This window comes from Pseudoalteromonas sp. T1lg48 (assembly GCF_002964785.1).
In the GTDB taxonomy this organism is placed as follows: Bacteria; Pseudomonadota; Gammaproteobacteria; order Enterobacterales; family Alteromonadaceae; genus Pseudoalteromonas.
The window spans coordinates 596587-616863 of the sequence record NZ_PQCC01000018.1 but is presented as its reverse complement, the minus strand read 5'-3'; the positions used below and the strand labels follow the sequence as shown (position 1 = coordinate 616863).

At 49.1% G+C, this 20277-nt stretch carries 18 protein-coding genes and 5 tRNA genes; 19 read left to right on the top strand and 4 right to left on the bottom strand.

Annotated elements, in window-relative coordinates; translation table 11 throughout:
• The first annotated feature begins 104 nt into the window (after nt 1–104).
• The 6 genes from truA to purF all read left to right on the top strand — a co-directional run bounded on the left by truA (nt 105) and on the right by purF (nt 5974).
• On the top strand, nt 105–893 hold the full coding sequence (gene truA / locus C2M29_RS12045) for a tRNA pseudouridine(38-40) synthase TruA (RefSeq protein WP_105190001.1): 789 nt from the start codon (nt 105–107) through the stop codon (nt 891–893).
• Nucleotides 894–1037: 144 nt separating this feature from the next.
• Nucleotides 1038–1913: an acetyl-CoA carboxylase, carboxyltransferase subunit beta gene (gene accD, locus C2M29_RS12040; protein WP_105190000.1), complete on the top strand. Its 876-nt coding sequence runs from the start codon at nt 1038–1040 to the stop codon at nt 1911–1913.
• A 27-nt stretch (nt 1914–1940) separates the two neighbouring features.
• Complete coding sequence (gene folC / locus C2M29_RS12035; RefSeq protein ID WP_105189999.1) at nt 1941–3200, top strand: bifunctional tetrahydrofolate synthase/dihydrofolate synthase; 1260 nt, start codon at nt 1941–1943, stop codon at nt 3198–3200.
• 12 nt (nt 3201–3212) lie between these two features.
• Nucleotides 3213–3887, top strand: a complete 675-nt coding sequence (locus tag C2M29_RS12030; RefSeq protein ID WP_105189998.1) for an SPOR domain-containing protein — start codon at nt 3213–3215, stop codon at nt 3885–3887.
• A 60-nt stretch (nt 3888–3947) separates the two neighbouring features.
• Nucleotides 3948–4442, top strand: a complete 495-nt coding sequence (locus C2M29_RS12025) for a CvpA family protein (RefSeq protein WP_105189997.1) — start codon at nt 3948–3950, stop codon at nt 4440–4442.
• Between the two features lie 17 nt (nt 4443–4459).
• A complete protein-coding gene (purF, locus tag C2M29_RS12020; RefSeq protein WP_105189996.1) occupies nt 4460–5974 on the top strand; it encodes an amidophosphoribosyltransferase in 1515 nt (504 codons plus the stop codon).
• Nucleotides 5975–6048: 74 nt separating this feature from the next.
• On the opposite strand, the gene C2M29_RS12015 is transcribed toward purF, so the two are convergent.
• Nucleotides 6049–6648 (bottom strand): Yip1 family protein, encoded by a 600-nt coding sequence (locus tag C2M29_RS12015; RefSeq protein WP_105189995.1) that lies wholly within the window; start codon nt 6646–6648, stop codon nt 6049–6051.
• 153 nt (nt 6649–6801) lie between these two features.
• Between C2M29_RS12015 and miaE the strand changes: the two genes are divergently transcribed.
• Nucleotides 6802–7572 carry a tRNA isopentenyl-2-thiomethyl-A-37 hydroxylase MiaE gene (gene miaE / locus C2M29_RS12010; protein ID WP_105189994.1) on the top strand — a complete coding sequence of 257 codons (771 nt, stop codon included), beginning with the start codon at nt 6802–6804 and terminating at the stop codon, nt 7570–7572.
• 99 nt (nt 7573–7671) lie between these two features.
• Here miaE and C2M29_RS12005 read toward each other — a convergent pair whose 3' ends face one another.
• Complete coding sequence (locus C2M29_RS12005; protein ID WP_105189993.1) at nt 7672–8406, bottom strand: UDP-2,3-diacylglucosamine diphosphatase; 735 nt, start codon at nt 8404–8406, stop codon at nt 7672–7674.
• A 48-nt stretch (nt 8407–8454) separates the two neighbouring features.
• Entirely contained in the window at nt 8455–8946 is a 492-nt protein-coding gene (locus C2M29_RS12000; RefSeq protein ID WP_105189992.1) for a peptidylprolyl isomerase, read from the bottom strand.
• A gap of 188 nt (nt 8947–9134) precedes the next feature.
• Here C2M29_RS12000 and cysS point away from each other — a divergent pair, with 188 nt between their 5' ends.
• On the top strand, nt 9135–10514 hold the full coding sequence (gene cysS, locus C2M29_RS11995; protein ID WP_105189991.1) for a cysteine--tRNA ligase: 1380 nt from the start codon (nt 9135–9137) through the stop codon (nt 10512–10514).
• Nucleotides 10515–10648: 134 nt separating this feature from the next.
• Nucleotides 10649–11545, top strand: coding sequence for a DMT family transporter (locus tag C2M29_RS11990; protein ID WP_105189990.1), 897 nt, complete (start codon nt 10649–10651; stop codon nt 11543–11545).
• A gap of 31 nt (nt 11546–11576) precedes the next feature.
• Here C2M29_RS11990 and folD read toward each other — a convergent pair whose 3' ends face one another.
• Nucleotides 11577–12431 carry a bifunctional methylenetetrahydrofolate dehydrogenase/methenyltetrahydrofolate cyclohydrolase FolD gene (folD, locus tag C2M29_RS11985; protein WP_105189989.1) on the bottom strand — a complete coding sequence of 285 codons (855 nt, stop codon included), beginning with the start codon at nt 12429–12431 and terminating at the stop codon, nt 11577–11579.
• Between the two features lie 361 nt (nt 12432–12792).
• On the opposite strand from folD, the gene C2M29_RS11980 reads away from it, so the two are divergent.
• The 10 genes from C2M29_RS11980 to hupB all read left to right on the top strand — a co-directional run bounded on the left by C2M29_RS11980 (nt 12793) and on the right by hupB (nt 20201).
• A tRNA-Pro gene (locus tag C2M29_RS11980) sits at nt 12793–12869 on the top strand.
• 51 nt (nt 12870–12920) lie between these two features.
• A tRNA-Arg gene (locus tag C2M29_RS11975) sits at nt 12921–12997 on the top strand.
• Nucleotides 12998–13005: 8 nt separating this feature from the next.
• Nucleotides 13006–13081: transfer RNA gene (locus C2M29_RS11970), tRNA-His, on the top strand.
• Between the two features lie 21 nt (nt 13082–13102).
• Nucleotides 13103–13179 (top strand) — tRNA-Pro (locus tag C2M29_RS11965).
• A 61-nt stretch (nt 13180–13240) separates the two neighbouring features.
• A tRNA-Pro gene (locus C2M29_RS11960) sits at nt 13241–13317 on the top strand.
• A 438-nt stretch (nt 13318–13755) separates the two neighbouring features.
• Nucleotides 13756–15060 carry a trigger factor gene (gene tig, locus C2M29_RS11955; RefSeq protein ID WP_105189988.1) on the top strand — a complete coding sequence of 435 codons (1305 nt, stop codon included), beginning with the start codon at nt 13756–13758 and terminating at the stop codon, nt 15058–15060.
• A gap of 104 nt (nt 15061–15164) precedes the next feature.
• Nucleotides 15165–15782 (top strand): ATP-dependent Clp endopeptidase proteolytic subunit ClpP, encoded by a 618-nt coding sequence (gene clpP / locus C2M29_RS11950; RefSeq protein ID WP_105189987.1) that lies wholly within the window; start codon nt 15165–15167, stop codon nt 15780–15782.
• A 121-nt stretch (nt 15783–15903) separates the two neighbouring features.
• Nucleotides 15904–17187 (top strand): ATP-dependent protease ATP-binding subunit ClpX, encoded by a 1284-nt coding sequence (gene clpX, locus C2M29_RS11945; RefSeq protein ID WP_105189986.1) that lies wholly within the window; start codon nt 15904–15906, stop codon nt 17185–17187.
• Nucleotides 17188–17343: 156 nt separating this feature from the next.
• Nucleotides 17344–19704, top strand: coding sequence for an endopeptidase La (gene lon / locus C2M29_RS11940; RefSeq protein WP_105189985.1), 2361 nt, complete (start codon nt 17344–17346; stop codon nt 19702–19704).
• Between the two features lie 224 nt (nt 19705–19928).
• Nucleotides 19929–20201, top strand: a complete 273-nt coding sequence (gene hupB / locus C2M29_RS11935; RefSeq protein ID WP_105189984.1) for a nucleoid-associated protein HU-beta — start codon at nt 19929–19931, stop codon at nt 20199–20201.
• Nucleotides 20202–20277 lie beyond the last annotated feature (76 nt).

Sequence of the window (20277 nt, the reverse complement as noted above, 5' to 3'; positions counted from 1 at the left end):
CGATAAAAAGCAGCCCTAGGCTGCTTTTTTTGTTGCTGCCGGATTAGCTATTTAGGGCCAGAGCAGATAAAATGCCGAAAATTTTGCAAATGAAAAGAGTGTCAATGCGCGTCGCGTTAGGAATTGAGTATAACGGTGCTCGCTACAGTGGTTGGCAGCGTCAGTCCCATGTCAGCAGTATTCAGCAAGAAATTGAAACGGCATTATCGCGAATTTGCGATCATACGGTTGAGATCACCTGTGCCGGGCGCACCGATGCCGGTGTCCATGCCACGGGGCAGGTTATACACTTTGACACCCACGCTGAGCGCGACATGGGGGCCTTCACCCTGGGCATGAATTCGCAATTGCCAGATGATATTGCCGTGCGCTATGCCATGCAAACGGATGACGAGTTTCACGCACGTTTTAGCGCCACCGCTCGTCGCTATCGCTATGTGATCTATAATCACCCCTATCGCCCCGGTATCTTACGCTCAGGTGTGACCCATTATCATCATCCCCTTGATGCCGAGCGCATGCAGGCGGCCTGTCATTATATGTTGGGCGAGCAAGACTTTACTTCATTTAGGGCGGTGCACTGTCAGTCCAACACGCCGTTTCGCAATATACATCATTTGAATGTTGAGCGGGTGGGAGACTACATAGTCGTCGATATTAAGGCCAATGCGTTTTTGCATCATATGGTGCGTAATATCACCGGCTGTTTAATGGACATAGGAGTGGGCGCGCAGGAACCGGATTGGATGCAACACTTGTTGCAAATTAAGGACCGCACTCAGGCCAGCGCCACCGCTAAACCTAATGGACTTTATCTGGTCGATGTCGACTATCCTGAGAAGTGGCAAATACCTTCAACATCCTTGGGGCCGCTGTTTTTACCTAATAATTAAGCATGAGTGGTTGGCACTTTGGACTACGCCGACCAGTTTTTTATATCTAAGCAACTAAATTCATGTTTTAATTGTGCTAATTTATCGGCTAATTTTGGGGTGGTGCATCCGCCCCGCTACTGACAAGCATTAAGAGAGTTGCAAATGAGCTGGTTAGAAAAGATCTTACCAAAAACAACCAAGTCTTCGGGCAAAAAAGAGATCCCAGAAGGCGTTTGGGCTAAATGTACTTCGTGTGACGCCATCCTTTACAAGGCTGAGCTAGAAAAGGCGATGAACGTGTGTCCTAAGTGTGACCACCACATGCGTATCACCGCACGTAAGCGTCTGGAGCTATTCTTAGACGACGCCGGTCGCACCGAATTAGGCGCTCAGCATGAGCCTAAAGATGTCTTGAAATTTAAAGACTCGAAGAAGTATTCAGATCGTATTAGCGCTGCGCAGAAGAGCAGCGGTGAGAAAGATGCCCTGGTGGCCATGAAGGGCCAACTTAAGGGGATCCCGGTTGCTGCGGTATCATTTGAATTCGCCTACATGGGTGGTTCAATGGGCTCGGTAGTGGGTGCTCGTTTCGTTGAAGCGGTGAATGTGTGTCTAGAGCACAATATGCCACTGGTGTGTTTCTCTGCGTCGGGCGGTGCTCGTATGCAAGAAGCGCTAATGTCACTGATGCAGATGGCGAAAACCAGTGCGGCACTGGCGAAGATGAGCGAAAAGGGCTTGCCATTTATTTCGGTATTGACCGACCCAACCATGGGTGGTGTATCGGCGTCCTTGGCCATGCTAGGTGATGTTAACGTGGCCGAGCCAAAGGCCTTAATCGGTTTTGCTGGTCCTCGCGTTATCGAGCAGACCGTTCGTGAAACCCTGCCTGATGGTTTCCAACGCAGTGAGTTCCTATTGGAGCATGGTGCCATCGACATGATCGTTGATCGTCGTGAAATGCGTGACACCCTGGCGCGTTTGCTTGCCAAGCTAATGAACTTGCCTTCTACCGAACAAGAGCATAGAGTAGCGTAAATTTCTCGGCAATCTAGAAACTTACCTATGTCAGATTCGAAACCGAGCCAATCGTCTAGCCTAGATGATTGGCTTTGTTATTTAGAGCAGCTTCATCCTGCCAACATTGAAATGGGCCTTGAGCGCGTTCAGCGCGTGGCGGAGCAAATTGGTCTGCTTGAGACCCGCAGCAAAATTATTCTTATCGCCGGCACCAACGGCAAGGGCACCACGGCACAGTGTTTGGAAGCGCTCTTATTAGCCCAGGGCTATAGCGTCGGTACCTATGCCTCACCACACCTTATTCGCTATAACGAGCGGGTGCGTATTAACGGCGCCGAGCTTGAAGACCAAATCCATGTTGATGCCTTTACCGCACTTGAGCAAGGGCGAGGGGATACCGCGCTCACCTATTTTGAGTACGGCACCCTAGGGGCACTGCAAATCTTCAAACGCATGGATGTCGATTATGTGTTGATGGAAGTGGGCTTAGGCGGGCGTTATGACGCCACCAACATCGTAACTCCCGTCGCTAGCGTGATCACCACGGTGGATCTTGACCACAAGGAATACCTGGGTGATACCCGCGAACTGGTGGGCTATGACAAAGCCGGTATTTTCCGCCCAGGGGTGCCAGCCATCGTGGGCGATTTGGATATTCCCCATACCGTGGTCGATTACGGTGAAGAAATTGGCGCCGACCTGTGTCTATCTCGTCGCGACTTCCATTTCAGTGAAGATGAGGTTACCTTTAGCTGGCAAATGGACGACTATGATCTGTGTTTTGCCCAACCGGCTATTCCGGCGCAAAACGCCGCCACGGCGCTGAGCGTACTTTATAAGTTAAACTTATTGCCGGATATTACGGTGATCGCCGATTGTCTCAAAGCCCTTAAAGTCACCGGGCGTTTTCAAACCTTGAGCGAAAAACCTCTGGTCTATACGGATGTAGCGCATAACCGCGAGTCTGCACGTTTTCTCGCCAAGCGTTTACAATCCTTTAAGCAACAGGGAGTTACTATCTATGCCATAGTTGGCATGTTGGCTGACAAAGAGCATGGTGATGTTATTGGTGCGATGAAGGATGTGGTCGATTATTGGCATGTGGCCACCTTGGATAACCCCAGGGGCACACAGGCCGAGCAGTTAGCACAGACGCTAAGTGAGCAGGTGAATGTTGCCGGTGCTCATGCTTGTGTTGGCGATGCCATTGAGACGGTTTTACCGCAACTTTGTGAGCAAAGCCTTTTGATTATTTTCGGATCGTTTTACACTGTAGCAGAAGCAATCACATTTTTTGAGAGTTAGGGGCTGTAAAGAGTGAACTCAGGGTTTGTTAACCGTTTGATTGGAACCACTATTGTAGTGGTTGCCGCTATTGTTTTTATTCCCAACATCTTGGATGGTGACAAGGTGAGCTACAAGGAGGGTTTTAAAGCCATTCCCGAGCGTCCTGAGTTCAAGTCTATCGACTTACAGCAGGCCTTGTCTGCTAAGGCCGACGCGGCTCCTCTGCCGAAAGATGAAGAAGTGGAAGAAGTGGCTGCGGACGATGACAAACTTGCTGGGGATCCGAACGCAGGTGCGGCCGATGGCTCGGTTGAAAACTCGGCCGATGATTCGGCTGCGAAAACAGTCGCTGATTCAACAACACAGAGACAGGAATCCGGCTCTACAGGCGATACCGTGACCGTCACCACGCTGAACAAGCAAGAACCCTTGGAGCGACCAGCGCAAAGTGGTTTAACGCAAATGGCGTACGTTGTCCAACTCGGAGCCTTTTCCCGCCAAGGCAGCGTTGATGCGCTGATGGCCAAGTTAAAAGATAACGGCTTTAAGGTCTTTACCCGTAAAGTGAAAACGCCTAATGGCACCCTCACCAAGGTGTTGGTGGGGCCGGAGTTGAGCAAGGCAACCCTTGAGCAGCAACTGCCGAAGTTACAAAAGCTGACTAATTTGCAAGGCCGCATTACCCAGTTCCAAGTAACAAAATGATCTGGTATTTAACGTCTCGCTCCGCTAGAATGCGCCCCAAACTAACGACTAGTGGTTATTATGATCTGGGTTGATTACGCCATTGCCGGCATTATTGCACTGTCTACCATTATTGGCTTAGTGCGAGGCTTTATTAAAGAGTCGATGTCGCTGGCCGTTTGGGCCGCTGCGTTTTTTGTATCCAGTATCTTTTACCCCTATTTAGCTTCCTACCTAACCAATATTTCAGAACCCCTTTTAAGAAATGCCGCAGCGATAGCCATACTGTTCTTCTCTACGCTGTTGTTGGGTGGCTTGTTAAATTACATCTTAGGCGAGTTGGTGCAGCGCACCGGTTTGTCGGGTACCGATCGCGTGTTTGGAATCGTGTTTGGTGCTTTGCGTGGCGTGTTGGTCGTAAGCGCTATTCTATTCTTTCTCGATGCCTTTACCGGAGCCCCAAGTACAAACTGGTGGAGCGCATCTCGACTTATCCCTGAATTTGGCTTTGTGATCGAGTGGTTCTTCGACTATCTCGAGCACAACTCAAGCTTTTTAAATTCAGCTAACCGTTAATCGGCGAGGAAAATTTAATGTGTGGTATCGTTGGTATAGTCGGAACATCGCCTGTTAATCAGGCTTTGTATGATGGCTTAACTGTTTTGCAACACCGCGGTCAGGACGCGGCGGGTATTATTACGATTGAAGATAATACCTTCAGTCTGCGCAAGGCCAATGGCTTAGTGAAAGATGTGTTCCATACAAGACACATGAAGCGCCTGCAGGGCAATATCGGTCTTGGCCATGTGCGCTACCCAACCGCGGGCACATCAAGCTCGGCGGAAGCACAGCCTTTCTATGTGAACTCGCCATTTGGTATTGCCATGGCCCATAACGGTAACCTGACCAATGCCGAGCAGCTAAAAGAACAGCTGTTCAATGAGGCGCGCCGTCATGTAAATACCACTTCGGATTCAGAGATCCTGCTGAACGTGTTAGCTCACGAGCTTAGCAAGTGCGATAAGCTTAAATTAGGCGCAGAAGATATTTTTGCCGCTATCTCAGAAGTGAACTCTAAGGTGATCGGTGGTTATGCCACTATCGCCATGATCATCGGCCACGGCATGGTGGCATTTCGTGACCCGCATGGCATTCGCCCACTTATCTTTGGTAAGCGCGAAACCGAAAAGGGCACCGAGTACATGTTCTCATCGGAGAGCGTGGCGCTGGATACCGACGGTTTTGAAGTGATCCGTGACGTTGCTCCCGGCGAAGCCATTTATGTGACCGAAGACGGCCAGCTGTTCTCACAATTGTGTGCCGATAAGTCGGTTTACAACCCGTGTCTCTTTGAATTCGTATACTTTGCCCGCCCTGACTCGACAATCGACAATATGTCGGTATACGCCACCCGCGTAAACATGGGTACCAAGCTGGGCGAGAAGATCAAACGTGAATGGGCCGATAAGGACATTGACGTGGTGATCCCAATTCCAGAGACTTCGTGTGATATCGCGTTGGAAATCGCTTCTGTACTTGAACTGCCTTACCGCCAGGGTTTTGTGAAGAACCGTTATATCGGTCGTACCTTCATTATGCCGGGCCAGGAACTGCGTAAAAAGTCGGTACGTCGTAAGCTCAACGCCATTGCCCGTGAATTTAAAGGCAAAAACGTATTGTTGGTTGATGATTCAATCGTCCGTGGTACGACTTCGGCCCAGATCGTAGAAATGGCCCGTGAAGCCGGAGCCAAGAATGTGTACTTTGCCTCAGCGGCGCCAGAAGTGCGTTTCCCGAACGTCTATGGTATCGATATGCCATCGGCCGCCGAGCTGATCGCCCATGGTCGTGAAGTAGAAGACATCAATGCCAGCATTGGCGCAGATGGTCTGATCTACCAATCACTTGAAGACCTGGTTGCGGCTGTGTCGCAAGAGAATCCGGAAATTACCCGTTTCGAAACCTCTGTTTTTGACGGTAACTATGTGACCGGCGATATTAACCAGGATTACTTAAATCGTATCGACGAGCTGCGTAATGACTCGGCCAAATCTGGCCGTGAAAAGGCAATGTCGGCTAACTTGGAAATTCATAACCAAGACGATTAAGCGCATAAGCAATAAAAAAGGAGCCTAAGGCTCCTTTTTTATTGCGCAAAATTATTGCTAGCGGCTGAAGGCAGCTAGCTAAAGATGGGTGAGACGATACCGTTGGTCCATAAGATGGCGGTCGCGGCTAAGATAATCACCAGTAACACCAGGCCACAGGTCACCACCGAGCTGGCATAAATAAAACCGCGCTCGTAGGGGATATGCATCAGGATCGGCACGCCAGTATAAAGCAAATATACCGAATAGCTGAGCGCAACCAGGCCAACACAGACGATAAACCACAGGGTCGGATAGAAGGCCGCAAAAGCTGCCATAAATACCGGAGTCGAGGTATAGGCCGCAAGCTCAAGCGTTTGCGTAAAGGTCGGCTCGGCGCCGAATGTTTTTGCCATCCAATGAGCCAGATAAGCGAGCGCAAAGACGCCGACAATCAAGGCCACATACATGGCGCCGGCGATCATCAAGGCACTGTCGTGAGTCAGGTAGACGGGATCACCTGTGCCGACACTCCACCCTAAGTGGACTGCCGAATAATAGCCCATGATACTGGGGATCAAGGCAATAAGTAGAATGTGCGATAAGCTGTAAAGTAGACTTTCGTGGCGATTATCGATCGTTTGCCACTCTTCAACCGGATGGGCATATAAGCCCCAAAGATGATTTAGAATCATAGAGTTACCCCTTAAATAAACTGGTTTTTGGCTGTATTATTTTTCACCAGCACTCATTTATGTATCGTCTAGAGCCTGGCGTTTGTCAAGAAAGTCCCCGAGCGCGTTGAATATGGTAAAATACCCTCAATTACCAAGACATTGATTGAAGTTATGTTGGCCAAGTACCAAGAATTATTAGCCCCCATTCATTCGTTTTTAGGGTGTGAAACGCCGCAATCCTGGGTTGAGGAAGCGAAAAAGCCTGAGAATCTTCGCATTATTCTGACCGATCACCTGATCTGTGAACTTAAAGCCGCACAGAGCGCCATGTATCTTATTCGCCGTTACGCGGTGGACGAGCAAAGCGGCGAGGCCTTGCTGCAATGGCTGAAGCCTTACGAAGACTTTACCTACCGCCAGGTGGGTGATTGGCAGGCCTTGGCGGATCACAATAAGCTCAATAAATCCATGATCCCCAAATCCAGTGTGCCTTATGGCCAGGACCTCATAGATAAAATGGTGCTTTTGATAAAAGAGGAGCTGCATCATTTCTATCAGGTATTGGAGATCATGCAGGAGTGCGGCATCGACTACGATAAAATCACCTCCAGCCGTTATGCCAAGGGGTTATTGCGCCATGTACGCACCTATGAGCCACAAGCCCTGATCGACAAATTGATCTGTGGCGCCTATATCGAAGCGCGATCGTGCGAGCGATTTGCCATGCTAGCACCTCATGTGGATGGGCGTCTGGGTGAGTTTTATGTCTCCTTGCTGCGCTCCGAAGCGCGTCATTATCAGGATTATCTCACCTTGGCTGAGGAGATCGCCGGTGAGGATATTTCCGAGCGCATCGCGTTTTTTGGTGAGGTGGAAGCAGAACTGATTGCCTCACCGGATGAGGATTTTAAGTTTCACAGTGGCGCACCCGTTGCCGCTTAGCGGTTAACTAAAAGTACCTAACTAAAGTGATTAACTAAAACAAAAAAAAGCCCAGGTTCAAAGTACGCCTGGGCTTATCGCTGATACAGGTTTGGGCTATCAAAAATACAGGCGCTCGCGCTCGTGGCCATGGCATAGGGTCAGGCCGCTGGCATCGGCGACTATATAGGAGCTGTGTTCATACCAATCACCCAGCACCACCCGGGTTTTACCGCCGTGGTCATGAATGGCGGGGCGGTGGGTGTGGCCGTGGATCATCAGCTCCACCTTATGGGCGGCAAAGGTGTCCAGCACCTCGCCTGGCTCGACATCTAAAATCTCGGCGCGTTTGTTTTGTTGGCTCATCTGACTCTTAATGCGCGCATTGCGGGCAACACGGCGACGATACCAGAGCGGCATGGCCAGCATTAAGCGTGGCCACCACCAACCGCGCGACTTGCGGCGAAACTTTTGATATTCGAGATCCTGCGTGCACATTTCATCGCCATGGAGCAGCACCACCTGCTTACCGTAGAGGTCGATAACTGTTTGCTCGGGTAACAGTGTCATGCCTGCCTGAGCCGCGTATTTCTGGCCGATAAGGAAATCACGGTTGCCATGGATAAAGTAGAGCTTAACGCCGTTATTACTTATCGCTGTTAATTTTTTGGCAATATCATCACTAAGCGCTTCGTTGGCATCATCACCAACCCATACCTCGAAAAAATCGCCGAGAATATAAAGTGCATCCACATCCGCATCTATATGGGTGTCTAAAAACTCATAGAAGGCATCGGTGATGTTTGGTTGAGCGGCGCTCAAATGCAAATCGGAAATAAACAGCGTACGTTTCATGGGGCCCTTAATAGCAAAAAGCGCGGTTAAACCGCGCTTATTAAAGTATTACTCAACGGTAACCTTAGTGATCACCACATCTTCAAGTGGTACATCCTGGTGGAAGCCAGCAGAGCCAGTGGCAACGCCTTTAATTTTCTCTACTACGTCCATGCCTTCAACAACTTCTGCGAATACACAGTAGCCCCAGCCTTGCGACGTTTCGCTGCTGAAGTTTAGGAAGTCGTTGTCGTTAACGTTAATGAAAAACTGTGCGGTTGCAGAATGTGGATCCGGCGTACGCGCCATAGCTACTGTGCCTTTTTTATTGCTAAGGCCGTTGTTGGCTTCGTTCTCAATTGGATCTTGCACAGACTTTTGGTCCATACCTGGGGTAAAACCGCCACCTTGAATCATAAAGCCATCGATAACACGGTGGAAAATAGTGCCATCGTAAAAGCCAGACTTGGCGTAGTTTAAAAAGTTGGCGACCGTTTTTGGTGCTTCTGTTTCAAATAGCGCCAGCTTAATGGTGCCCATATTGGTTTCTAATACAACCATGATGATTCTCTATGTATTAAGGTGAAAAGGTTATTTTATCCCACGGTGGTGAAACTCTCAATCTACTAAGGGAGGATAGGGCCATTAAGTCCTTTAATTTTGTCGCTTTTGGCCTTTTGCGCGGTAGCGGCTTGCCGAGCGCGGTGGTAAGATAAGGCCATTAATATAACCGATAGGATCCCCTTGTAATGTTGCAGATATACAACACACTTTCACGTCAAAAAGAACACTTTGAGCCCTTGAATGCCAATAAAGTGGACATGTATGTGTGTGGGATCACCATTTACGATTATTGCCACGTTGGTCACGCCCGTACCTATGTATCGTTTGACGTGATGAACCGTTACCTGCGCTACCTTGGTTATGATGTCACCTATGTTCGCAACATTACCGATGTGGACGATAAAATCATTGCTCGCGCCAATGAAAACAATGAGCCCATCGATGCTCTGACCAAGCGCATGACGGCCTCCATGCATGAAGATTTTGATGCTCTTAATATTCTTGCGCCGGATATTGAGCCTACGGTTACCGGCCATATGGACGATATCATCGCCATGATTGAGCGTTTGATTGCCAAAGACCATGCCTATGTGGCGCAAAGTGGTGACGTGTTATTCGACGTTTCCAGCTTTAACAATTACGGCAAGTTGTCACAGCAAGACCTGGAGATGCTCCAGGCCGGTGCTCGCGTTGAGGTTGCCGAGGGCAAAGACGATCCTCTGGACTTTGTGCTGTGGAAAAAAGCCAAGGCCGGTGAACCAAGCTGGTCATCGCCTTGGGGTGAAGGTCGCCCGGGCTGGCATATAGAATGTTCGGCCATGAGCTCAAAACACCTGGGTGAGTACTTTGATATTCACGGCGGTGGCTCAGATTTGCAGTTCCCGCACCATGAGAACGAAATTGCCCAGTCATGTTGTGCCAACAACGGTCGCTACGTGAAAACCTGGATCCACACCGGCATGGTGCAGGTGAACAAAGAAAAGATGTCTAAATCGTTAGGCAACTTCTTCACCGTGCGCGAGGTACTTAAGGCCTATGATCGCGAAACCGTGCGTTACTTCCTGATCAATGGTCACTACCGTAGCCAGTTGAACTATTCGCAAGAGAACCTAGAGCAAGCTCGTGCCTCCTTGGAGCGAATCTACACCGCTTTACGTGATGTTGAGTCAGTTGAGATTGAGCTTAAAGGCAACAAGTATGTGGCGCGTTTTGAAGCGGCCATGAATGATGACTTCAATACCCCAGAAGCCTTGCCAGTATTGTTTGAGTTGGCGAAAGAAGTGAATCGTCTTAAGGGGGATGATGCACCAGCGGCGGGTCAACACGCCTATATTCTGGTGAAGCTGGCCGAGGTGCTAGGCATTGCTCAGCAAGATCCGGCGGCATTCCTCCAGGGTGAACAAGACGACGATGAAGCGGCGCAAATTGAAGCGCTGATCGAACAGCGTCGTGTGGCCCGTGAAAACAAGGATTGGGCGGCGGCGGATGAAGCTCGCGATGCACTTACCGCCATGGGAGTGGTACTTGAAGACAGTGCCGGTAAAACCACTTGGCGTAAAGCGTAACCGTACAAGGCTTGTTAAAAACGCCGCGCATTAGTTCGCGGCGTTTTTGTTTGTCGATTTTACACTTTTTGTATTGATCTCAAGTTAACTTAAGGCCTTAGTCTGGCTGCAGTAATTATCTATCGGGAACCCAGATGTATATCTTCCTAGCTATGATCCCTGCCTTCTTATGGGGAACCACCTATGCCGTCACCAAATATGCCATGCCCGACTGGCCACCAATTTTACTCGGTGCCTTGCGGGCACTGCCAGCCGGGCTGGTGTTATGGCTAGTCAAACCATCGCTGCCCAAGGTCGGGCAGTGGCGTCCCTTACTCTTGTTGGCCTTGGTTAATATTGCCTTGTTTTTTGCCTTTATCTTTGTCATGGCGGTCAATCTTCCTGCGGCCATCGCTGGAGTTGGCATGGTTTCCGTGCCCGTGGTCGCACTGCTTTATGCCTGGTTGGTAAAAGGGCAGCGACCGGCCATCATCCAAGCCATTTGCGCCCTGTCTCTAGTGTTTTTGGCCTGGCTCTTATTTGACCCGCAAGAGGTGAGTTTAACCCTGATAGGCATGGTGGCGTTATTTGCCTCCATGCTGTGTATTGTGGTTGGCAGTGCCTTAGTGCAAAAGTTTTCCCTGCATATTCATTGGTGGACGGTATTGACCTGGCAACTGATACTTGGCGGCGGGTTACTTGCCTGCGCCGCTATTGTCCAAGCACTTTATTTTCAGCCTCACGCTTATGCGGTGCTTCAGGAGCCGATAGCAAACCAACAATGGCAGGCAATAGTGTGGCTCGTGCTGCCTAATACCGCAGTGGCATACAGCCTGTATGTATGGTTGTTAGGGCGCATGTCGGTGGTGGAGTTCACCTTTGGCACCATAGCTAATCCCATCGCAGGTATAGTGACGGCGGTGTTGCTATTGGCAGAGACGTATCAAGGTTGGCAATATGCCCTGATGATGGCGATGATAGTTTTTTCGGTGGCGCCACAAGGGGTGCAGTTATTGCGTACGCGATGGGGAAACAAAAAGGCCAGCATTTAAAGCTGGCCTTTGGCGTGATTAACACTATTACTTAGCTGTGATAGTTTTCACAGGCTTCCAAGGTGTTTTCAATCAGGCTGGCAACCGTCATTGGGCCCACACCACCTGGCACCGGTGTGATGTAGCTGGCGCGTTGACTGGCAACGTCATAGGCTACATCGCCTACCAAGGTGCCGTTATCTAAACGGTTAATGCCCACATCGATCACCAGGGCGCCTTCTTTGATCCATTCACCAGGAATAAACTCCGGCTTACCTACGGCCACTACCACTAAGTCGGCACGGCGTACGTGGGCTTCTAAGTCTTGAGTGAACTTATGGCACACAGTGGTTGTACAGCCAGCCAAGAGTAGCTCAAGAGACATAGGACGGCCAACAATGTTCGAGGCGCCAACCACAACCGCGTGCATGCCTTTATAGCGAACGCCGGTTGAGTCTAGCAGGGTAATAATGCCTTTTGGCGTACAAGGGCGTAGCGCCGGCATGCGCTGGGCTAGGCGACCAATATTATAAGGATGGAAGCCATCCACATCTTTATGTGGGGTAATGCGCTCCAACACTTTCTCGGCATTGAGGCCCTCTGGAAGCGGCAATTGCACTAGGATGCCATCAACCTCAGGATCGGCATTAAGCTGGTCAACTAAATCTAGAAGTTGTTGTTCGCTGGTATCACCAGGCAGATCGTAAGACTTAGAAACAAAACCTACTTCTTCACAGGCCTTACGCTTAGAGCCAACATAAACCTGGCTTGCCGGATCCTGACCTACCAGTACAACCGCTAGGCCGGGTGCGCGCAGACCTTGCTCTTTACGTTCGGCAACACGCGCTGCCACTTGGGCGCGAACTTGCTTTGCAATTGCCTTACCATCAATGATGTTTGCCGTCATGAGTAACCTTTAATTGGGGTTAGTGTGCTTTTTAGGGGGCGCTAAAGAGTCACACGAAATTAGAACGAAATACTTATAATAGTGCCGTGCGGTATAAAAAGGGGTCACCACACTGAACTTGACCAATATTTTCGCAGAAAAGCGCTGCCTAGCCAAGCTGTGAGCTATAGGAAAGCACTGTTTTATGGGCTAAATTGATAAAATATCGAACAAATTCGTTAAAACTTAATCAAAGCGGGTTAAAAATAAGCAAACGCACCACGGCAGCGAAAAAAATGTTTGACCTCGCCAGGTCAAATCACTATTATGCACCCCGTTGTCAACGAGGGGTCGAGTTCGAAACCTTAGGCAATACAAGTATCGGCGATTAGCGCAGCTTGGTAGCGCACTTGGTTTGGGTCCAAGGGGTCGCAGGTTCAAATCCTGCATCGCCGACCACTTTCTTTAGGAAGTGTCACTTGATGAGCACGAAGAAGTATTCGTTGCACCGCGCCCGTAGCTCAGTCGGATAGAGCAACGGCCTTCTAAGCCGTCGGTCGAAGGTTCGAATCCTTCCGGGTGCGCCATTATTGTGGCGGCTGTAGCTCAGTTGGTAGAGCCCTGGATTGTGATTCCGGTTGTCGTGGGTTCAAGTCCCATCAGTCGCCCCATCTTTCTAAATATACGCATATCGGCGATTAGCGCAGCTTGGTAGCGCACTTGGTTTGGGTCCAAGGGGTCGCAGGTTCAAATCCTGCATCGCCGACCACCTTCTCAGTAAGGTGGAAAGAAGTGCAAACAGAACATATTTAGAAACACAATTTGAGTATCGGCGATTAGCGCAGCTTGGTAGCGCACTTGGTTTGGGTCCAAGGGGTCGCAGGTTCAAATCCTGCATCGCCGACCACTTCTTTATAAAAAGAAGAACTCATAACGTTTGGGTATTGATGCCCAAAAGTCGCAGATATAAACCCAATCAGCGACAACAATTTTCCCCCATGAAAATAATTATCCTTTCTTTTTAGTTACTTCTCCTAGATAGACATCATTAGCTTATCTTTATCTGTCTGCGTTACGACGTGAACTGTATGCAAAATGCGCTAAGCTGGGTGCTTAAGCCGCAGATCCGCTAATTTCTTGGCCTGCGCTCTCGACTCTTATAAATATTAGGTTATAATGCCGCGTCTATTGTTAAACATAAGTGCCCATAGGGCAGTGCAGGCATAGGGATCGCCCCCGTCATCACCACGGCAAAATTGCCATTTTGCGTGATTGGCCATGATAAACGATCGCCGTGTATGTAACGAAGGCGCAACGCCGCCATATTTGAAGATTGAGGTAAATCATGCAAGTTTCTGTTGAGACGACTCAAGGCCTTGAGCGCCGTCTGACTATCACTGTTCCTTCAGAGAACGTTGAGACCGAAGTTAAAAAACGCTTACAACAACTGTCTAAAACTCAGCGTATCGACGGCTTCCGTCCGGGTAAAGTACCAGTTTCTATCATCCAAAAACGCTTTGGTGCAGCTGTACTTCAAGAAGTAGCTGGCGACCTAATGCAGCGTAACTACATCGACGCCATCATCGCTGAAAAAATCAACCCAGCCGGTGCACCTACTTTCGCTCCTAAAGCGCTTGAAGCAGGTAAAGACCTAGAGTTTGAAGCCACTTTTGAAGTTTACCCAGAAGTAGAGCTTAAAGGCCTAGAGAACATCGAAGTTGAGCAACCAGTTGTTGAAGTAAAAGACGAAGACCTAGCTAATATGCTAGAGACGCTACGTAAGCAACACGCTTCATGGACTGAGTCTGAAGAAGCGGCCGCTGAAAACGCACGCGTTACTATCGACTTCGTTGGTACAATCGACGGTGAAGAATTCGAAGGCGGTAAAGCTGAGAACTTCCCACTTGAGCTTGGCCAAGGCCGTATGATCCCTGGTTTCGAAGACAACATCCTAGGTAAGAAAGCCGGTGAAGAAGTTGTTGCCGACGTAACTTTCCCAGAAGAGTACCACGCTGAAAATCTAAAAGGTAAAGACGCGCAGTTCACTATCACTGTGAAGAAAGTTGAAGTACAAGAGCTTCCAGAACTTAACGAAGAGTTCGCTGCACTGTTCGGTATCACCGAAGGTGGTGTTGACGCACTTAAAGAAGAAGTGAAGAAGAACATGAGCCGTGAGCTTAGCCAGGCTGTTAAAGCTAAGGTTAAAGAGCAGGCGATCGAAGGTCTTCTAGCGCAAAACGAAATCGACGTGCCAAAAGCCCTTATTGAGCAAGAAATCGATGCGCTTCGTAAGCAAGCAGCACAGCGTTTTGGCGGCAACGCACAAAACATGCCTGAGCTTCCTGCAGAGCTATTCCAAGAGCAAGCTATCAAGCGCGTTAAAACTGGCCTACTACTAGGCGAAGTGATCAAGGCTGGCGAAATCCAGGCTGACGACGCTAAAGTAGAAGAGCTAATCAGCACTATGGCTTCTGCTTACGAAGATCCAAGCGAAGTAGTTGAGTACTACAAAGCCAACGAGCAACTAATGCAGCAAATGCGTAACGTTGCCTTGGAAGAGCAAGCGGTTGAAGCTATCGTTGAGAAAGCTAAAGTAACTGACGTAGAAACTGCATTCGACGACATCATGAACCCGCAGGCGGCTCAATAAGTCGTTGACTTAAGTTACAAGCAACGTTTAAATGGCTCGTATGCTTTGCTCGCAAAGCACCGAGCCATTTTAGTTTGTGCAGCTCATTAAGGAATCAAGTAATAATGAACAATGGTATGACAGATCCGCTTAACGCATTAGTCCCTATGGTGGTAGAACAAACCGCTAAGGGAGAGCGCTCTTATGACATCTACTCGCGCCTTCTTAAAGAGCGAATCATCTTTTTAACGGGTCCGGTCGAAGACCATATGGCCAACCTGATTGTGGCCCAGTTGCTATTTTTGGAATCAGAAAATCCAGAAAAAGACATTCACCTGTATATCAATTCTCCTGGTGGTTCAGTCACCGCAGGTATGTCTATTTATGACACCATGAATTTTATCAAGCCTGACGTCAGCACCTTGTGTGTGGGTCAAGCGGCAAGCATGGGCGCGTTTTTACTTTCCGGCGGTGCTAAGGGTAAGCGTCATTGTCTGCCTAACTCGCGCGTGATGATTCACCAACCGCTAGGTGGTTTCCAGGGTCAGGCGTCTGATTTTGAAATTCACGCTAAAGAAATCCTGTCTATCAAAGATAAACTTAATAGATTGTTAGCAGAGCACACGGGTCAGCCTTTGGATGTGATCGCCCGTGATACCGACCGTGATAACTTTATGAATGCTGATGCAGCGGTTGAATACGGTCTGGTTGATTCTGTTTTTGATCGACGCGGCGCCAAGTAAGCTAATTACCGCGCTTTAACCAAATGGCGGCGCAATGCGCCGCAAAGTTTGGTATATTTGTTTAAGAAGTCCATTTGCTACAATGTAATAAAGCTCGTAGCGTAAAGAATGAGGTAGCTGAATGTCCGATAAACCAACAGACGGCGAAAAGACAAGTAAACTGCTGTACTGCTCGTTTTGTGGTAAATCTCAGCACGAAGTACGTAAGTTGATCGCAGGCCCATCCGTTTATATCTGTGATGAGTGTGTTGACCTGTGTAACGACATCATCAGGGAAGAAATTAAGGATATCGCGCCCAAAGCGAACGCATCTGACAAGTTGCCTGTTCCTAAAGAGATCCGTAGTCACCTAGATGATTATGTTATTGGCCAAGAACACGCCAAAAAAGTACTGTCGGTTGCGGTGTATAACCACTATAAGCGCTTGCGTAACGCCGGTACCAGTGACGGTGTTGAGCTAGGCAAGAGTAATATTTTGCTGATCGGTCCAACCGGTAGCGGTAAGACCCTTTTGGCCGAGACCATGGCGCGCTTATTGGATGTGCCCTTTACCATGGCCGATGCCACCACCTTAACCGAAGCCGGTTATGTGGGTGAGGATGTTGAAAACATCATCCAGAAGCTATTGCAAAAATGTGATTACGACGTTGAGAAGGCGCAGCGTGGTATTGTCTATATCGATGAGATCGATAAGATTTCTCGTAAATCGGATAACCCGTCTATCACCCGCGATGTATCTGGTGAGGGTGTACAGCAGGCGCTATTGAAACTGATCGAAGGCACGGTTGCCTCGGTACCGCCGCAATGTGGCCGTAAGCATCCGCAGCAGGAGTTCTTGCAGGTAGATACCTCTAAGATCCTCTTTATCTGTGGCGGTGCTTTTGCCGGTCTTGATAAGGTTATTGAACAGCGCAGTGCGAAGAACACGGGTATTGGCTTTGGTGCCAATGTGAAGTCGAGCAGTGCCGAGCGTAGCCTAAGCGAAACGTTTAAAGACGTAGAGCCGGAAGACTTGGTTAAGTACGGGTTGATCCCTGAGTTTATCGGTCGTCTGCCGGTTGTTGCGACTCTGACCGAGCTGGATGAGGCCGCCTTGGTGCAAATCCTCAATGAGCCTAAGAACGCGCTTACTAAACAGTTTGCATCCTTGTTTGCGATGGAAAATGTTGAGTTGGAGTTCCGTGAAGACGCACTGAAAGCCATTGCCCATAAAGCAATGGAGCGAAAAACCGGTGCTCGTGGTCTGCGTTCAATCGTAGAGGGTGTTTTACTAGATACCATGTACGAACTTCCGTCAATGGAAGACGTCAGTAAGGTGGTGATCGATGAAACCGTGATAAAAGGTGAGTCTGACCCCATCCTTATCTACGAAAACAACAGCCAAGATAAAGCTGCGTCAGAATAATAACTTTTCATATCAATGAAATAGTTCATTAACTAAGCAATTAATAATAAAAAGGAGCATCACGCTCCTTTTTTTATAAATTTGTTGAACTTTACCCCGCCAATCCCCATATACTTGGGTAATTGTTAAATTTTGAGAAGTCCGAAGAGAGTTAGCATGACGCTTGAAAGAACGGATCGCGTTGAAATTCCGGTACTGGCATTAAGGGACGTGGTGGTCTATCCGCACATGGTGATCCCCTTATTCGTTGGTCGCGAAAAGTCGATTCGCTGTCTTGAGGCAGCGATGGACAAAGACAAACAAATCTTCCTAGTGGCGCAAAAAGACGCCTCGGTGGACGATCCAACCAGTGATGAAATCTATACCGTTGGTACGGTTGCCAGCGTACTACAGTTATTAAAGCTGCCCGACGGCACGGTCAAGGTGTTGGTTGAAGGCACGCAGCGTGCGCGCATCGAAAAATACACACAAGAAGACGACTTCTTTGTTGCTGAGGTGGAATACATTCCCTCCAGCGATATCGACGAGCGTGAGCATGAAATCTTTATTCGCAGCGCGGTGAGCCAATTTGAAGGCTACGTTAAACTGAATAAAAAGATCCCGCCGGAAGTACTTACTTCTGTGTCTGGTATCGAGGAACCAGCTCGACTTGCTGACACTATGGCTGCACACATGCCGATTAAGGTGCCGGAAAAGCAAAAGGTACTTGAGATCAGCGACGTGACCGAGCGTCTGGAATACCTGATGGCGCTAATGGAAGGCGAAATTGACCTATTGCAGGTCGAGAAGAAGATTCGTGCCCGGGTGAAAAAGCAGATGGAAAAGTCGCAGCGTGAGTATTATCTCAACGAGCAGATGAAAGCCATTCAAAAAGAGCTTGGTGAGCTGGACGACGTGCCGGACGAGTTCGATGGGCTGCAAAAGAAAATTGCCGAGTCGGGCATGACGGCCGAGGCTGAAGAAAAGGCCATGGCCGAGCTGAAAAAGCTGAAAATGATGTCGCCCATGTCGGCGGAAGCCACGGTGGTACGTTCATACATTGAAACCATCACCAATGTGCCATGGAAGAAAAAGTCGAAGGTGAAAAAAGACTTGGCCGGGGCGCAGAAAATCCTCGATGCCGATCACTACGGTTTAGAGAAGGTCAAAGACCGCATCATTGAATACCTAGCGGTGCAACAGCGCACCAACAAGCTTAAAGGGCCGATCCTGTGCTTAGTGGGACCACCTGGCGTGGGTAAAACCTCACTGGGACAGAGTATTGCGCGTGCCACCGGGCGCAAGTATGTGCGCATGGCACTGGGTGGCGTTCGTGATGAAGCGGAGATCCGTGGTCACCGTCGTACCTACATTGGCTCAATGCCGGGTAAGCTGATCCAGAATATGACCAAGGTAGGTGTTCGCAACCCGCTGTTCTTACTTGATGAAATCGATAAGATGTCATCGGATATGCGTGGCGATCCGTCCTCGGCGCTGCTTGAGGTTTTAGACCCAGAGCAAAACAGCACCTTTGCCGATCATTACCTCGAGGTGGATTACGACCTGTCGGACGTGATGTTCGTGGCGACCTCCAACAGCTTTAACATTCCTGGCCCGTTATTGGACCGTATGGAAGTAATCCGTTTGTCGGGCTACACCGAAGACGAAAAGCTTAATATCGCCAAGCAACACCTTATTCCGAAACAGATTAAGCGTAACGGCTTAAAGGAAAAAGAGCTGACCATAGACGATAGCGCTATCATCGGCATTATCCGTTATTACACTCGAGAAGCGGGTGTGCGTAACCTTGAGCGTGAAATTTCAAAACTGTGCCGCAAAGCAGTGAAGAATATCCTTCTCGATAAGAGTCTGGAGCATATCACCATAGACGAGAGCAATCTGGAAGAATACCTAGGGGTTCAGCGTCATGATTACGGTAAGGCCGAAGGTGACGACCGTATTGGTCAGGTAACCGGTTTGGCTTGGACCGAAGTCGGTGGCGACTTGCTGACCATAGAATCGTCGGCGGTACCGGGTAAGGGCAAGCTAAGCTACACCGGCTCTCTGGGCGATGTCATGAAAGAGTCGATTCAAGCGGCGATGACAGTTGTGCGCGATCGTGCCGAGAAGCTGCGTATCAGCCCGGACTTCCACGAGAAGCGTGATATTCACGTGCACGTGCCTGAAGGGGCGACGCCAAAAGACGGTCCAAGCGCGGGTATTGCCATGGTGACCGCTTTGGTTTCTAGCCTGACAGGTAACCCGGTACGCTCGGATGTGGCCATGACCGGTGAGATCACGCTACGCGGTGAAGTGTTGCCTATCGGTGGCTTAAAAGAGAAGCTGCTGGCGGCGCACCGAGGTGGTATTAAGACGGTGATCATTCCGTTAAAGAATGAACGCGACTTAAAAGAGATCCCGGAGAATGTTCGCGAAGGCCTTGCTATTCACCCTGTACAATGGATTGACGAGGTGTTGGAGCTTGCTTTAGCCCAGCCAATCGAGCGTTTTAGCCTTGATTGCGCAAAAAGTGAGTAAAAATAGTAAAAAAATATCGTAAAGGGCTTTTCAAATCACTAAGGTGTGATAAGTTAGGCACTGGATTTGAGCCTAGGCCTTATGTGGCCTAGGTTTCAAGACGATTAAGGCGTTTGGAAAGGATGCGTTCTTTTCTAAATTTAATAGCACAGAGATGCTCTCAAGCTGTACCGTTTTCACAAGCTGAGTCGCTCTGGATAATAACAATGTAAGGGGATGATATTGTGAATAAGTCTCAATTAATCGATCAAATCGCAGCTGATGCTGATATCTCTAAAGCGGCTGCCGGTCGTGCGTTGGATTCATTCATTGAGTCAGTATCAAATGCACTTAAAGAAGGCGATTCAGTGGCCCTAGTTGGTTTCGGTACTTTTTCTGTACGTGAGCGTGCTGCTCGCACCGGCCGTAACCCACAAACTGGCGAAGAGATTCAAATTGCTGCTGCAACCATTCCTTCGTTCAAAGCAGGCAAAGCGCTTAAAGACGCAGTTAATTAATTTGCGAAGCTTGAATTGCTAGCAAACGGAAAACGATTGTTAGCTTCAAGTGAAAAAGCGTATCTGCTAAGATACG

Bases quoted from the DNA above. Each gene is read 5' to 3' on its own strand.
- truA (WP_105190001.1), top strand. From the start codon at position 105: ATGCGCGTCGCGTTAGGAATTGAGTATAACGGTGCTCGCTACAGTGGT.
- accD (WP_105190000.1), top strand. From the start codon at position 1,038: ATGAGCTGGTTAGAAAAGATCTTACCAAAAACAACCAAGTCTTCGGGC.
- folC (WP_105189999.1), top strand. From the start codon at position 1,941: ATGTCAGATTCGAAACCGAGCCAATCGTCTAGCCTAGATGATTGGCTT.
- C2M29_RS12025 (WP_105189997.1), top strand. From the start codon at position 3,948: ATGATCTGGGTTGATTACGCCATTGCCGGCATTATTGCACTGTCTACC.
- purF (WP_105189996.1), top strand. From the start codon at position 4,460: ATGTGTGGTATCGTTGGTATAGTCGGAACATCGCCTGTTAATCAGGCT.
- C2M29_RS12015 (WP_105189995.1), bottom strand. From the start codon at position 6,648: ATGATTCTAAATCATCTTTGGGGCTTATATGCCCATCCGGTTGAAGAG.
- miaE (WP_105189994.1), top strand. From the start codon at position 6,802: ATGTTGGCCAAGTACCAAGAATTATTAGCCCCCATTCATTCGTTTTTA.
- C2M29_RS12005 (WP_105189993.1), bottom strand. From the start codon at position 8,406: ATGAAACGTACGCTGTTTATTTCCGATTTGCATTTGAGCGCCGCTCAA.
- C2M29_RS12000 (WP_105189992.1), bottom strand. From the start codon at position 8,946: ATGGTTGTATTAGAAACCAATATGGGCACCATTAAGCTGGCGCTATTT.
- cysS (WP_105189991.1), top strand. From the start codon at position 9,135: ATGTTGCAGATATACAACACACTTTCACGTCAAAAAGAACACTTTGAG.
- C2M29_RS11990 (WP_105189990.1), top strand. From the start codon at position 10,649: ATGTATATCTTCCTAGCTATGATCCCTGCCTTCTTATGGGGAACCACC.
- folD (WP_105189989.1), bottom strand. From the start codon at position 12,431: ATGACGGCAAACATCATTGATGGTAAGGCAATTGCAAAGCAAGTTCGC.
- tig (WP_105189988.1), top strand. From the start codon at position 13,756: ATGCAAGTTTCTGTTGAGACGACTCAAGGCCTTGAGCGCCGTCTGACT.
- clpP (WP_105189987.1), top strand. From the start codon at position 15,165: ATGAACAATGGTATGACAGATCCGCTTAACGCATTAGTCCCTATGGTG.
- clpX (WP_105189986.1), top strand. From the start codon at position 15,904: ATGTCCGATAAACCAACAGACGGCGAAAAGACAAGTAAACTGCTGTAC.
- lon (WP_105189985.1), top strand. From the start codon at position 17,344: ATGACGCTTGAAAGAACGGATCGCGTTGAAATTCCGGTACTGGCATTA.